This is a genomic window from Gimesia fumaroli, assembly GCF_007754425.1.
Classification (GTDB): Bacteria; Planctomycetota; Planctomycetia; order Planctomycetales; family Planctomycetaceae; genus Gimesia; species Gimesia fumaroli.
The window spans coordinates 1021713-1034270 of the sequence record NZ_CP037452.1 but is presented as its reverse complement, the minus strand read 5'-3'; the positions used below and the strand labels follow the sequence as shown (position 1 = coordinate 1034270).

Annotated in this window: 15 protein-coding genes; 8 read left to right on the top strand and 7 right to left on the bottom strand. The window is 51.8% G+C overall.

Annotated features, from left to right (window positions below):
• Positions 1–3 precede the first annotated feature (3 nt).
• Positions 4–540 carry a DinB family protein gene (locus Enr17x_RS04010; RefSeq protein WP_145306112.1) on the bottom strand — a complete coding sequence of 179 codons (537 nt, stop codon included), beginning with the start codon at positions 538–540 and terminating at the stop codon, positions 4–6.
• A gap of 229 nt (positions 541–769) precedes the next feature.
• Between Enr17x_RS04010 and Enr17x_RS04005 the strand changes: the two genes are divergently transcribed.
• The 3 genes from Enr17x_RS04005 to Enr17x_RS03995 all read left to right on the top strand — a co-directional run bounded on the left by Enr17x_RS04005 (position 770) and on the right by Enr17x_RS03995 (position 3667).
• A complete protein-coding gene (locus tag Enr17x_RS04005) occupies positions 770–1549 on the top strand; it encodes an ATP-grasp domain-containing protein (RefSeq protein WP_145306110.1) in 780 nt (259 codons plus the stop codon).
• 366 nt (positions 1550–1915) lie between these two features.
• Positions 1916–2914, top strand: a complete 999-nt coding sequence (locus Enr17x_RS04000; RefSeq protein ID WP_145306108.1) for a toll/interleukin-1 receptor domain-containing protein — start codon at positions 1916–1918, stop codon at positions 2912–2914.
• Positions 2915–3088: 174 nt separating this feature from the next.
• Positions 3089–3667, top strand: a complete 579-nt coding sequence (locus tag Enr17x_RS03995; protein ID WP_145306106.1) for a peroxiredoxin family protein — start codon at positions 3089–3091, stop codon at positions 3665–3667.
• A gap of 39 nt (positions 3668–3706) precedes the next feature.
• Here Enr17x_RS03995 and Enr17x_RS03990 read toward each other — a convergent pair whose 3' ends face one another.
• The 6 genes from Enr17x_RS03990 to Enr17x_RS03965 form a co-directional block, all read right to left on the bottom strand.
• Positions 3707–4027, bottom strand: a complete 321-nt coding sequence (locus Enr17x_RS03990; RefSeq protein WP_145306103.1) for a hypothetical protein — start codon at positions 4025–4027, stop codon at positions 3707–3709.
• 208 nt (positions 4028–4235) lie between these two features.
• Positions 4236–4415, bottom strand: a complete 180-nt coding sequence (locus tag Enr17x_RS03985; protein ID WP_145306101.1) for a hypothetical protein — start codon at positions 4413–4415, stop codon at positions 4236–4238.
• Positions 4416–4708: 293 nt separating this feature from the next.
• Complete coding sequence (locus Enr17x_RS03980; RefSeq protein ID WP_145306099.1) at positions 4709–6379, bottom strand: FAD-dependent oxidoreductase; 1671 nt, start codon at positions 6377–6379, stop codon at positions 4709–4711.
• Between the two features lie 119 nt (positions 6380–6498).
• The gene (locus tag Enr17x_RS29445; RefSeq protein WP_198000958.1) at positions 6499–6975 is read right to left on the bottom strand and encodes a DUF1569 domain-containing protein; all 477 of its coding nucleotides are present in this window, start codon (positions 6973–6975) and stop codon (positions 6499–6501) included.
• A gap of 289 nt (positions 6976–7264) precedes the next feature.
• Complete coding sequence (locus Enr17x_RS03970) at positions 7265–7645, bottom strand: gamma-glutamylcyclotransferase family protein (protein WP_145306094.1); 381 nt, start codon at positions 7643–7645, stop codon at positions 7265–7267.
• Positions 7646–7657: 12 nt separating this feature from the next.
• Positions 7658–7933, bottom strand: coding sequence for a TfoX/Sxy family protein (locus Enr17x_RS03965; protein WP_198000957.1), 276 nt, complete (start codon positions 7931–7933; stop codon positions 7658–7660).
• 135 nt (positions 7934–8068) lie between these two features.
• Between Enr17x_RS03965 and Enr17x_RS03960 the strand changes: the two genes are divergently transcribed.
• From Enr17x_RS03960 to Enr17x_RS03940, 5 genes are read left to right on the top strand one after another with little or no spacing between them, the layout of a single operon-like run.
• Positions 8069–8512 (top strand): hypothetical protein, encoded by a 444-nt coding sequence (locus Enr17x_RS03960; protein ID WP_145306092.1) that lies wholly within the window; start codon positions 8069–8071, stop codon positions 8510–8512.
• Positions 8512–9513: a hypothetical protein gene (locus tag Enr17x_RS03955; protein ID WP_145306091.1), complete on the top strand. Its 1002-nt coding sequence runs from the start codon at positions 8512–8514 to the stop codon at positions 9511–9513. The genes Enr17x_RS03960 and Enr17x_RS03955 overlap by 1 nt, the downstream gene beginning before the upstream one ends.
• 31 nt (positions 9514–9544) lie before the next feature.
• A complete protein-coding gene (locus tag Enr17x_RS03950) occupies positions 9545–10345 on the top strand; it encodes a hypothetical protein (RefSeq protein ID WP_145306089.1) in 801 nt (266 codons plus the stop codon).
• Positions 10342–10674 (top strand): NADH-quinone oxidoreductase subunit K, encoded by a 333-nt coding sequence (locus Enr17x_RS03945; RefSeq protein ID WP_145306087.1) that lies wholly within the window; start codon positions 10342–10344, stop codon positions 10672–10674. Before Enr17x_RS03950 ends, Enr17x_RS03945 begins: the two co-directional genes overlap by 4 nt.
• Positions 10667–12553 carry a NuoL/Nad5 family protein gene (locus Enr17x_RS03940; protein WP_145306086.1) on the top strand — a complete coding sequence of 629 codons (1887 nt, stop codon included), beginning with the start codon at positions 10667–10669 and terminating at the stop codon, positions 12551–12553. Before Enr17x_RS03945 ends, Enr17x_RS03940 begins: the two co-directional genes overlap by 8 nt.
• The last annotated feature ends 5 nt before the right edge of the window (positions 12554–12558 follow it).

Genomic DNA, 12558 nt, shown 5'->3' with positions numbered 1-12558 from the left:
AAGTCATTTCGCAAAGCGATTCCAGCGTGCCTTGAGGGAGGAGATTTGAAACGCGTGCCCTGCCTCGTGCTCAATGAGATGGAAGACCGCCCATTCGGGTGTGGCCTCGTAAGGTTGATCATTCACGGGAGGCCTGAGCCGCCGCCATTCATCGCAATCCATTTTTTGAAAAATCGAAAGTGCGATTTCCCGCGTCGCCTTGAGCCGCTGGATGTGATCTGCGAGAGACATACCGACCACGTGACTGACTTTGCCGGCTTCGTCCGCCATCGGAATCGGAAACAATTCGCTGACTTCGGGTGGAAATTCCTGCTGCAGAAGATCGAGATAGAGCCATGACATTTCAACAATCGCGATATGATAAAGCAATGAGCCGATGGAATTCTCGCCGCCATCCGCACCCCGCCAGTCGAGTAACCGTTGATCGCTATCGCTGACGAGGCGGAGCGTGCGTTTGCGGACCTCTTCGAGTCCCCAAAGCCAACGACCGATTTCCGAATCGGATGCTGTTATTGGATCGATTTTCAAATCGTTTGTCATGAGGTTTCTCAATTGAAATCGAGTAAGTTATTTAGAATATTGGTTTCTACCACGAAAAGCACGAAAACACACGAAATTGGTCTGTTGAACCTGTTTGATTGTCTTGTGTCATGCTTTCTTATCAGGAATCGGTGTTTGTCATTCAAGATGGAAGGATGCTAAAGTTTGTCCTTGTCATTTGATCGGGGCTTTAACCATTACAGAGTATTGAAACTTACGGGAGTTCACAATGCGTGCTTACGTGCAACAGGGACAGAAAGGTGATCCGAATTATCTGAATCTGGAACGGATTGCGTATACCTTCTGGGAACGGGGTTATGAGATGCTGCGCTTCGATTACCCTGAACTCTGTGAAGGGGCTCTGGATCGTGGACTCCTGACGTATCCTGATGAAACGATTGTTGCGGGCGGCGTGGGAACCATACGTGAAGCGATCAAACGGGCGAACCGATCTCTGCCTGATTTACAGGAACTGCCGGACTGTCTGGAGCCGTGGATTGGTCGTAAGCACTGGACATCCACTCTGGATGAGGTGCGTCAGCCGTTCGAGAAAGAAGTGCCTACACAACCAGTCCACGTGAAGCCTCTGCACGAACACAAACGATTCACGGGAACTGTTTTCAAGGAATTCCGCGACCTGATTCCCTCTGCAACGGTTGATGGTGCGACGGAAGTCCTGGTGCAGGAAGTGGTCGAATTTGTCTCGGAGTGGCGGGCGTATCTCTTTCGTGGACGCATCAAAACGGTTGCGAATTATCAAGGCGATCCGCTGGCGTTCCCCGACCCGGCTCGGATGCAGGCGGCTCTGGACGCATTCGAAAACTGCCCCATCGCCTGCAGTATGGACTGGGGAATCACTTCTACTGGTGAAACCCTGCTGGTGGAAGTGAATGACTGCTATGCCTTAGGAAACTACGGCGTCGATATGTATATTTACACGGCGATGATCGAAGCCCGCTGGCGAGAAATCATGGGGCTTGAAGACAACGGAATTGGTGTCCTGCTCTAAACCGGGACCAGAGATCGGCTTCATGTTTTTCTACCACGAAAAACACGAAAGCACACGAACGGGCTTGCTGGCTCACTCATTCCGTTTCTTCGTAGGTGCCTGCGACCGATCTGCCCCAGAAGGGGACTTTGGAATGATAGCCGGGGCACCAGAAGAAATATTGTCGGGCAGGGATGCAAACAGAATTCGGTACAAATTAACCGTAAAGGCGAATCTGTGCGGAACTTTCACAGCTTTTGAAAGAAATCTCACCAACATGGTATCAACTTAGTTGGCAGATCGGTCATGCAGGCAATTGCATGAATTGGGGTACGTTGTCAGAATGGGAGCCGATTTTGATTTTCATTTGGTCCGGGGAGAGTAGCTGTGGCGAATTCTGAGTATGTGGAAGTGTTTAACTCCGGCGCTGTGGCCATTGATCGCTGGCGGACTGAGAATACCGATGTCAAACCGGACCTGAGTGGCGCGGATCTCAGAGGAGCCGACCTGACCGAGACGAATCTGGTGGGCGCGGATTTGAGTGGTGCCAATTTAGTCGGTGCTGACTTGAGCGGCGCGGATCTCGTGGGTGCGAATCTGGTCGGTGCGAATCTGGAGCAGGCGGACCTCTGCTTTGCCGATTTGAGTGGCACCGATTTGAGCTGGGCCAATCTGCATCGGGCGAATTTAAGACAGGCCATCTTTAACGGTGCCCACTCGCGAAATACGCTCTGGGTCGAAGTCGATTTATCCCGTGCCGTGGAACTGGAGACGGTCATTCATTGGGGGCCGAGTTCTCTGGGCGTCAATACGATCCTGAATTCCAAAGGGAAGATCCCAGTTGAATTTCTGCGTGGCTGTGGGCTTCCGGACGACCTGATTGCCCGTTTTCCCGACACGTTTTCAGATACGACATCGGAATGCTCTTCCTGCTTTATCTGTTTCAGCCCGGAAGACAAAGCATTCGCACTGAAATTATATGAAACATTGCAAGCGCGGGGAATTCGCTGCTGGCTGGATGAGAAGCAGTCGCTTGCCGGAGCGAGCACTCCCACTGATCGGGGACTCAAAATCTGGGATAAGGTGCTGCTGTGTGCGTCGAAACATTCTCTGACCAGCGACTGGGTGAATCAGGAAATTGAAATCGCACTTGAGAATGAAGATCGGCAATATAAACGCGATACCGACGTCATCCGTTCTCTGCTCCCCCTGAACCTGGATCAGCATCTGTTCGATCACTGGGAGCATCAAAATAAACAGGCACTCTGCGATCGCGTGGCCGCGGATTTCAAAGGCTGGGAAACGGATCAGACGACCTTTGATTCCCAGGTGGAACGCGTCATCACCGCGTTACAGACGGATCATTTTGGCGGGGCACCGGTTTAGAAATCGCCAGCGTGATTCAGAGAACGATCGGCCCGTGATCCTCGACCCTGATTGAATTTTCAGAATTCATGCTGCCAGGCCGGCGTGGATTGTTATGATATGAATGCGAATTCCAGTTCAGTAAACCGCATTCTCGTCTTTCTCGATGTTGATTCATCCTCAGGAGCCACTCTCATGCTTACGATCAAAACCGTAGGGCGTTTTTTCCTTTTCTCACTGGTCCTTTCAATATTGATGCTCAACGCGGAAGTACATGCAGCGAAAGATTCTGCAAAACCTGCCGTAGGAGACAAGGCCAGAGATTTTGAGCTACCGAACCTGAAGGGGCAGAAGATCAAGCTTTCGGATCAGTTGAAAAAAGGTCCTGTTGTGCTGCTGGTGCTGCGGGGATATCCGGGTTATCAATGCCCTGTCTGTACGCGACAGGTGGGACAGTTCATAGCGAATGCCGCGAAACTGAAGACGGCGAATGCAACGGTGATCATGGTCTATCCCGGCCCATCAAAAGAACTGGTAAAACGGGCCGATGAATTCATTCGCAACCAGAGTCTGCCGGACCATTTTCAGTTTCTGATTGATCCGGATTACACATTCACGAACGCCTACCATCTGCGGTGGGATGCCAAACGTGAGACCGCGTATCCGTCCACGTTCGTGATCGGCAAAGATGGTAAGATCAAATATGCGAAAATCAGCATGACGCACGGCGGCCGGGCAAATGCGAAAGCGGTTTTGAAAGCGCTGGGTGAGTGAGTTGGTGTTCTGCGACGTCGGCATATGAAGATTAAATACTTACTTGTCGCCCTGCACTTCCTGTTCAACCAGTGCGACGAGTGTGTCAGCATCCATATTGGCTTGTCTGTTCTTAATATAACACCGTTCGATCTGCTGTATACTAATTTCGGTTTTGTCGTTCATTCTCAATTTTACTAAAGCATCTATCAATAAATCGGGGGGATGCCCTCGTAAACGAATGGCAATGATTTGAAGGATGCTGACGTGGGAGTTACACAGTAATGCGCGACGCCACGGTAGTAGTAAACGAAACAGAAAAGACAAACAGATCATCATTACCACACCCGCTACAAATCCAAGAACGAATGACTGGTTCATTGATTGATTCTTTCATCCTGTATTATACGAATTTTTCCATCTGCGACACACAGACAATATTGATTCCGCGGGCTGCCACATATCGCAGCCCTACATTAAACAGAACAAACATTTCTTTCATTCACTGTCAGAGCCGCAGACCGTGGAACAAAACGATTTCAGACGAGGGGCTATTGTTTTGATCTCAAAAGAGAAAATCAAATCTCGTCTAAATATCCGATCCCTGATCTGGCTTCAAGTTATCTTTGCCGCCATCATGTGCCTGCAGATCCGTTTTGGAAATATAAGAAGCGATACCAATATCTTTAACGCATTTCTGTTTATGACACTCACCCTTTACACAGCTTATATCTTCCCGGTTCTCTTTCTTATTTTTCTTTGCAAACATGAACGCTCAACATTACACAATATACTGACATTAATAGTGGGAGTTTTGATTTATTTCGCTTCCATTCTAATTTTCATGGTCGCCTTTACCAGCTATGGTCCCTGAATATCATTTCCCTGCCTGAACTCATCACGGGATTCGTCGTCAACGTTGAATCTGGTAAAGAATAACCGCAGCTATCGCCGTACCGCTCAGTTTTATTGTATTATGCCTATGGCACAGATATTTTCGCGAACTGTCGGGCAAGATGACAGTAGCACACGGGAACTAGTTTTGAATCGGGCGTGACTGATTTATTCGAACAATTCCGGGCGAGCGTGGCGTTGCATGAGCATGCCGCCGGTGAGGTTCTGGACGTTTTCGAAGCCGGACTGTTTCAAAATGCGGGCGGCGACGTATGCCCGCAATCCGGTATGGCAGACGGTGATGATCGGCTGGGATACATCCAGTTCGTGCAGGCGACTACGAAGTTCGTCGACGGGGATGTGGGTGATCTCGGGGAAGCAGAATGTATCGACTTCCTTTTGAGAACGGACATCGAGAATCTGATAGCTGGAGAGGTCGGCGTCGACTTCGATGATGGGGGTCAACTGATCGAGATCGTTACCGGCGACGAAGGCGGCCATGTGTATCGGGTCTTTGGCTGAACCGAAAGGAGGTGCGTAAGCCAGATCAAGACCGGCGAGGTCGCGGATGGTGCCTTTAAATTTTAAGGCGGTGGCGATGACATCGATGCGTTTATCAACGCCTTCTTTGCCGACGGCCTGCGCGCCTAAGATCTGTCCGGTTTCCGGGTCATACGTCAATTTGAAAAACAGAGATTCAGCGCCCGGGAAGTAACCCGCATGATGTTTATGAATGACGATCACCGAACGGTTTTTGCGCTGGCACCGTTCGACTGTTTTTTTACTGAGGCCCGTGACTGCAGCCGTCAGACCAAAGACACGAACAATGGCGGTTCCCATCGGTGCGATCATCGCATGCGCACTGGATGTAACGGCGTGCTGCCCGGAAATACGGCCCGCGCGATTCGCGGGACCAGCGAGAGGGATACGCTGGGGCTGTTCCAACACGCCGTGCATGTATTCGACGGCATCGCCGACCGCGTAGATATGGGGATGCGAGGTCTGCATGAATTCATTGACGGCAATCCCGCCACCGTTGCCGATCTCAATGCCGGCGGCTTTCGCCAGTTCGATGGCGGGGGCCACGCCGATTCCCAGAATCACGATGTCCGCTGCAATCGAAGTTCCGTTGTCGAGATTGACACCGACCGCTTTAGAATTTTCCACGTTCACGGCTTCGACGGCGGTGCCGAGGTGCACTTTGACGTCGTGCGCTGTCAGTTCATTTTGAACGAGCCGCGCCATTTCGGGGTCCAGTGGGGGCAGGACCTGCGGTTGTAGTTCCACCAGTTCGGTTTCGATCTTCAGGCGGTGCAGTTGTTCGACCATTTCCAGGCCGATAAAGCCGGCACCAACGACAACCGCGCGCTGACAGTGGTGCTGTTTGATATATTCTTTAATCGTGTCGGCGTCATTCAAGTTGCGCAGCGTGAAGACATTGCCGGCATCAATGCCCGACAGCGGGGGGACCAGCGGTGCAGCGCCCATCGAGAGAATCAGGCGATCCCAGGTTTCTTCTGATCGCGCGCCGGTTTCCTGATTGAGAACCGAAACCGTTTTCTGTTCCTGATTGATCGACTGCACCAGATGTCGGGTGCGGACATCAATGTTGAAGCGATTTTTGAAGAGTTCAGGGGTCGCGACGAGCAGCTTGTTGCGTTCGGCAATTTCCTCGCCGATATAATAGGGCAGACCACAGTTGGCAAACGAAACGTATTCATCTTTCTCGAACAGAATGATCTCGGCTGCTTCATGACAGCGTCGTGCCCGTGCTGCCGCACTTGCGCCGCCAGCGACTCCACCGACGATGACTACTTTGACTGCCTCTGTGTCTGACATCTCACACCTTTTTCCTGTTGATCTCGGAACAATCAGCTCTGACATTCAGAGCGGCATTATAGGAAGGTTTGATTCGTTCGACTACTGACAGGCATTCCCAATCGGAGATGTCTTTTCGATCAAGGTGTTTCCGGTTCGGCAATGAAACTCATGTGCAGTTCAGCGTGTCGGCGATGCAGCAGGTTCCATTCGTCGCAGGTTAATTCGCCGAATACAGGGCTGGCGCAGCGCTGACTTTCTGTTTCCAGACGGTGGACCACATTTTTCAAATGCTCCAGACCGGCCTGATCTTCGACCAGATCCGGGCCAAGTGCTTTTTTAGAGTCTCCCTTCAATTGAAAGCCGGGGTCCATGCCGTGCTTGAAGATGCGCTGCTTGAAGTAATATTTGCCAATCAGACGAATGGGCCAGGCCACACCGAAATCAAAGCCATCGAGCGAACGATCCATCAAGCGGGCCAGATGTTCGAAGATCTGCCCTTTAGACCAGCCACCAGTTGTGGGTGCGTCTGCTTCGGTCAGTCGCGTGGCGTCGTCGATAATTTCCTGCAGGGACGCGTACGACAGGCTTCTTCTGGCGGCAGTTTGTGCAGACATGGCTTGCTCCCTCTTTCGATGCGGGTTCGATCTGATTTTGTAAGTTAAGGAACTTCGTTTATTTCCGGTTCCATTCCAAGAGTATTTTAGGATTGCACGTCGTTCGGCGGGCTGGCACATAGACCAGCCCCTACAATGGCTTGCTTCGTTCCGGTATTTTGAAATTGCTCGCATTCTCTCTCGCCATATGCTACTTCCAGCTGGCCTGCGGGATCGACGTTGTTCATGAATGAATGATGACTTATTTTTGGAAACTGGATCTGCAATAACAACCCTCTCAATCTGAGTTTTATGTTTCTTTGATCCAATTGTCGCCGTAAACGGGCAAACGTGTGACGTCGCCTGCAAAGTAATAGGCGTGTACCGTTTTCGAAACGGCAGGATGCTGCAGTTCGATTTTCTGGCGCGAAAACCAGTTTTCGGAAACGCCTTCGACTTCATCGAGACGCGCGATACCCGCTCCGTCGACGCTCCACAATTCTCCCTGTATGCTGACTCCATCTGCGGGATCAATCACAAGACCTGGATACTCGCCGCAATCGTACATCGTGTAGCCGGGAATCGTGTGTGCTGCTTCGAGAAAGATCTGATCTGCCAGATGATGGGAACGGCAGAAGCCGCGTTTTAAGGTTCCATAGACAAAAATCAGCGTGCGGGGTTCTGGGGACATCGTCTTTTGTTTCTACTCACTACGGGCTTCTGCCCTGAGCTGTTGTCTGGTTTTCTCAGTCAGTTGATTCCAGTGAACACCGGTCAGTGCTCCCTGTAAAGCATAGAGCAAATTCAGACTGCACCGCGTCTGTTGCTGCTTCACCAGCAGATACGCGGCAACGGCACCAGTCTGCTTGAGATCACCACAGGTCCGAATTCCGACCTGTTGCAGCCAGTGAGCGCTCTTCGGTCCCAGATTTCGTAATTTTTCTATCGGAATGGAATCCTGTAAAGCATCAGCGGCCATTACTTTTCCTCAATTGAAAGATTTGCAGGCATGCAGTCACTTCGCAGCAGAAGCGAATTCACTTAAAATTTGCTCTGATGCAGTATGCCAACCCTGACATGACATTATACACAATCACTCCCTTGAAAGTCCGCCATGGAATGGTTTGCCTTTCTGATTTATCTTCTGACCGCTGTCTGCTGCTCACTGTTGGTGTGGTTTGCGATCAAAGTCGGCTTTCGGACTGACTCTGAACCAGAATCGACGTCCCATCAACCTGAAGAGACGAATGTCGTGGACTCGATTCCTGATGCAGCACGCAAACTGCACTGGAATTTCACGGCGGCGTTGATTGTCGTGCCAACGCTGTTATTGGTGCTGGGGATCAGCATGCAAACAGCGTCCTGGCGTCATCCTGTGACAGGCACTCTGGTGGGGGCACTGGTTTTGATCTGGGGTATGGCAGTCTGCTCGGGCATGTTGTCGTTTCCTAAGCCGACTGTGGAAACCATCGACTCACCGCTGCCTGATTTTCCTGCGGTTAACCTCAACGATGCCGGATTAACGGAGCGGCCCCCAGAGACAGAGGAGCTGTCCTGATGCTGATCGCGATGTCGTTGATACTGTTGGCTGTGTTGCTATTCGCTTCACTCATCCTGGCAGAATCCGCTTTTACGGACGAACCACGGAATCTGAAAACGCGTCTGTTCGATTCAATGCGGCGTATTGCCTGGGGACAGCGTCACCTGCAAAAGTCGGCACAGCGTGGACTGCTGTTTTTTTCGCTCTGCTGTTGTCTGCTGTCGATCGGTATTATTCCTCAACTGGCGATCCTGCTTTCGCCCTTTCATTCCCGATTGCCTGCCGGGGCTTTCATGGTGTCTGGCTCGTTTGCATCGTTGATAATTCTGGGACTGGTTACCTTGCTGCAGATTGCCGGCGAAATCAGTCTGGCGTTGACGGAACGACGACAGAATTCTTCGGCGGCGTTGTTACTCAACAGTTATTTCTGGCTGCCGCTGTTACTGGCGTGGGCCGCGGTTGCCGCGTATTTGCCCATTGATTCCCCACAAGCTGCGAAAGGTGCCGTCACGTCCATGTGGCTGTTTGCACTGCAGCCGCTGGGTTGTCTGGCGTTTGTACTGGCTTTGCTCGGACCTTATCTGTTGATCAATGCCTGTCCCACTCATCGCGTGAGCCCGGTTCAGAACTGGATTCGTGAATTGCGGATGCTGACCGGCGTACTCCTGATCGTCTCACTGATCGGGGGGCGCAGCTGCTTTGCGTCAAGCGAGACAGAGAATACGCCTCTGGACATCGGAGGGGCAGTAATTCAGGTGGTGTTGATCCCGGTTTTGATCTGGATGACGTTGCGACTGAAAACATTTTTGCGGCGAAGAAGCGCCGACCCGACAGAGCTCTGGAAAATGATTCTCTGGCTGGCTTTGATCTCGGTAACAGCGTCGTTTCTTGCTTTTCATATACTGGGGATGTCCGATCATTTGATGCATGTTTTATTGAATTTCAGTCTGCTGGCGATCTGGGCCGGATTTATTGTGCCGAAATATTCAATCGGATCGATGGCGACGGTTCCGGATTAATTTTCAACTCTCAACAGAAATCAAACGTGGAATGAACGACCTTTTCTTTTACTTGCCGGGCACTGCGGATAACCTGCTGTTTATGACGCTGGCGGTGCTGGTACTGCTGATGATAACCGGCATCTATGGTTATCTGAATGTGGATTCGCATTCAACGGCAGACAAGTCACGCCAAATGCACTGGGGCTGGCCGGCGTTGTCGTTGTTCGCGCTGGCAGTGTTATTTTTCTGGTTTGGCCGGCCGCTGTCTGCAGAAACCGGAAGTCGCGCCCAGGAGCTGTTCGTTCTGATTAGCCAGTTTACGACGGCATTCATCGTACTCGGTTTTGGCGCGGCGGCTGTTTTATCTTCCGATTTGAAATGGTCTCTCACCGCGGCCACGATTTCGTTTCTGACCAGCGGGCTGTTATTGCTGCAGGCAAAGCTGTTGCCGCTGGTGTTGCTCTGCTGGATGATTCTGGGAGGAATGGTGCTGCTGTTTCTGTATCGCGGCATTTTCACGCCGGACACATACACGAATGATTCTGACGACGAAGGCCCCTTTCGAGAGCCGTTTCTGTCCTGTCTGGCGTGTGGTTTGCTGCTCTGTGGCTGTCTCTGGGTGGTGCATCGGGAATGGGGATCAATCACGGATCAACCGACAGCGGAGACGGAACCAGCGGCGAAGGTCGAAGACCTGGCGCTGGTACAACAGTTCTTAACCGCACACTGGACGACGTTGATTTTACTGCTGATTTTTGTGGGAGTTTCCTATGTGGGTATCACACGGCTGAACGCAAAAGCACATGACCCGGACTTGACTTATTCAGATGAATGGGGAGTACGAAAATGATCCTAATGCAATCTGCCCCCCTGCTGCATAATCACCTGATGATCGCGGTGACGCTGATCGTGCTTGGTTTTCTGGGCATGCTGCTACAGCGCAATCGGCTGGCGACCGTGTTTTCACTGTTACTCTGGCTGCAGGGCGCCGGTCTGGTCTTTGCCGCCTATGGACCATTTCAAAATTCGCGGGCGGGGAACTTCTATTTCCTGATCGTGGCGTTGATCGTAATCACGTTGCTGTGTACGCTGGCCGCTCTGATTTTTCATGCCCGTCGATATTTGCAGCAGGAGCAGGTCGAACCGAAATCGCGGGAAGGAACAATCTCGCGTGGATAAAACGATCACGCTGTTACTGCAACTGAGTCTGATCACGCCCTTCGTGATGGTGCTGGTAGCTGCGCTCGTGGGATTCCGAATATTAAAAGGACGTCCGCACTGGCCCGCGTTAATTGGTGTCGTACTGACCACAATGGTTGCGGTCACGTCCGTCTTTTATTTCCGTTCCCGGCTTCAGAGTCAATCTTATTCACGGACGTTGATTGACTGGCTCTCGCTGGGTAGTGGAGAGGAAGGTCGGCTCTCAATCGGTGTCTTGTTGGACCCGCTGAGTCTTGCGTTTTTTCTGTTGATCTCGCTGGCTTCACTGTTTTACCTGCTGCTCGACCATTCTTTCTCGACAGTTCCTGCCCCGCGTTCGCGTCGGCAGTTTACTTCCCTGTTGTATTTACTCAGCTTCTTCGCGACCGCGGGTATTGTGCTGGCGACTAACTTTTTGCAGTTATTTCTGTTCTGGCTGATGCTGTCGATGAGCATGAATCTGCTGCACGAAGTGAATCTGCCCGACGAGAGTCCGCAGGAAACAGAGCACCGACACTGGTGGGGCTGGAATGCATTCTCGGACGGGATGCTGCTGCTGGCGATTTTTTTAATCAGCGTCAACTTTCAGTCGTTGCATTTCCTGACCTGTCTGCAGCCGGATGCGATTCAGGCCGCGTTCACACAAAACCGGGTCGCTTTGCCCGGTATCGGGGCAGCACTCTTTCTGGCCGCCCTGCCTCGCCTGAATCTGTTTCCGGCGTCCGCACTGATTGTCTGCCGTCAAACGCCCTGGAATTCATCCTCTTTAGCAACACTCAGTCTGCTCTCACTTCCCGCAGGTCTGTTTTTGCTACTGCGTACGGCTCCCTATTTTTTCGCGATTCAAGCCAACCAGCGTCTGCTGCTGCAACTGGGAACCCTGTCTGCATTCCTCACGCTGTTCTCCGCGATCAGTCTCACGCGCGGTCAGCAGCGAGACCGCGTGTTGTACTGGCTTTCTGCAACTATGGCAGGTATGACGGTCGCCATTCTGGGGATGAGTCGCGGCTCTTCGCTGCATCTGATTCTGGCGCTGGTACTGCTGCAGACCAGTCTATTTGCTGTGCTGATCCCCATTCAGCATCGGTTGCAGGAGGGAACGCTGCCATTACAATCGATGGGTTCGATTCAAATCTGCGTGCTACTGTTACTGACCGCGTCCGTCGCTGGCCTGGGTACGATGTTGAATCCACTGATCGCGGCCCGAGCCGCCGCACAGAATTTGCGGTCGGAGTTGATGGTCTGGCTGATGCTGTTCATTCTCGCCGGCTATGTCTTTGGACTGGCCCGGTTTTATTTTTTCCTCAATGCCAGATCGGTTTCATCCGACAGTCGCGCGAACTTTCCTGTGCTGCCGCTGTGGGGTATCACGGTTTTGATTTGTTTGACAAGTGTTTCCGTTTATGTTCGGCTGCCGATCTTCCCGCAACTCTGGCCGGCGTTGATGACGGGCGACAGCGAGAATCCCTTTGATCGTGACTGGTTGTTCTGCAGTCTGTTTTGTGTGATGCCACTGGTGGCACTGGTCCTGGCCTGGATGACGGCGTCGAAAACAGATCGCCGCAAACCCGATGCATCCCCGGAGCCGGCACTGATTCAATTAGGACAGTCGCACTACTATTCACTCACGCTGTTGAACCGGGCGTTGATTCACCCCCTGCAGTTTTGTGCGAAATTCGCCTCTCTGTTGGATGAATGGATTGTGACACTGTGCAGCCGATTTTCCCTGGAGACGCTACCTGAATACTGGGGTCAGCTGTTGAAACAGATGCAGAACGGCCAGACTGCCTTTCAGACGCTCGTGCTGCTGTTTACGCTTTCCATTTTAATTTTCGTGCTGATGGTGTTGCAGATATAAACGTT